The sequence below is a fragment of the Achromobacter pulmonis genome, from assembly GCF_002885955.2.
GTDB lineage: Bacteria > Pseudomonadota > Gammaproteobacteria > Burkholderiales > Burkholderiaceae_B > Achromobacter > Achromobacter pulmonis_A.
Genome location: NZ_POQS01000023.1, coordinates 1 through 1162, shown reverse-complemented (window position 1 = coordinate 1162; position 1162 = coordinate 1). Strand labels below are relative to the sequence as shown.

Annotated in this window: 3 protein-coding genes; all 3 read left to right on the top strand. The window is 68.0% G+C overall.

What is annotated here, in order from left to right; translation table 11 throughout:
- A partial coding sequence (locus C1I89_RS33215) for a major capsid protein (protein ID WP_181391110.1) occupies positions 1-543 on the top strand: 543 nt, incomplete at its 5' end.
- Positions 544-633: 90 nt separating this feature from the next.
- Positions 634-1011 (top strand): phage protein Gp37, encoded by a 378-nt coding sequence (locus C1I89_RS33210; RefSeq protein WP_108627549.1) that lies wholly within the window; start codon positions 634-636, stop codon positions 1009-1011.
- The coding region (locus C1I89_RS35800; RefSeq protein WP_181391109.1) for a DUF2635 domain-containing protein at positions 1008-1162 on the top strand (155 nt) is incomplete at its 3' end. The genes C1I89_RS33210 and C1I89_RS35800, both read left to right, overlap by 4 nt.

Genomic DNA, 1162 nt, shown 5'->3' with positions numbered 1-1162 from the left:
GCGGCCAACTACGGCGCCAACAACAAGGACACGCTGGCCGGCTCGGACGTGTGGAACGACCCGGATTCCGACCCGGCCAAGCAGATCCGCGAGTACCGCGAGGCGGTGCGCTCCATCGTGGGCCTGCGCCCCAACACCATGGTGGTGTCGGCGGCGGGCTTCAACGCCCTGGCCGAGCACCCGAAGATCCTGGAGCGCTTCAAGTACACGTCCAGCGACTCGGTGACCAAGGAGATGCTGGCCAAGCTGTTCAACCTGCGCACGCTGGAAGTGGGTGAGGCCGTCTACATGAACGAGGGCAGCGACCAGATGGTGGACGTGTGGGGCAACGTCGCGGTGCTGGCCTTCGTGCCCGCCCAGGTCAGTTCGGCCCGCACGCCGTCGTTCGGCTACACGTACACGCTCGAAGGCCACCCGCTGGTCGAGGAGCCGTACAACGAGCGCAACAGCAAGAGCTGGATCTACCCGGTCACCTACGAGCGTAGCCCGGTGCTGTCCGGCATCGAGTCCGGCTTCCTGATCCAGGGCGTCACCAGCGCGTAACCGGCCGCCCTGGCCACACGGCCCGCCTGCGGGCGGGCCGCACTACTAGGAGGATGTGACCCATGAAGTTTCCACTACTGGAGCCGGNGCATCGTCGGACGCTACCTGGTCTATGCGGTCACCAGCCACGCCAGCGGCGGGCGCGAGCGCCAGCGCGGCAACAGCCGCCAGATTGGCGCCTACGAGATCGTCGAGCGCGTGGTGCCTATGCTGGACCAGCACAAGGCGGCCGACCTGGGCACGCTGCACTTCGAGGGCCTGCGGGTGCTGTCGCCGGCCACGGCCCAGCGCAAGGGGGTGGCCGTCTACGAAATGGCGTTCTCGCTGGAGATGGGTTTCCCGGCCGCGCGCGATGCGGGCGAGCTGGCCGACTTCGCCATCTACAGCGGCACGCACCAGGTGGGCGACGGCCCCAACACCGAGAGTTATCTACAACTGCCGACGGGCAACGAGGAGGTATCACCGTGACCAAGAAGTACGTCAAGCCGGCCCAGGACGGGCTGGTGGTGCGCCGGCCGCTCGATGGCCAGCCGTTGCCCGCCGAGGGCGCCTGGGTGGACTGGAGTGGCTACTGGGCGCGCCGCAAAGCCGACGGCTCGATTGTCGAGATCGAGCCGCC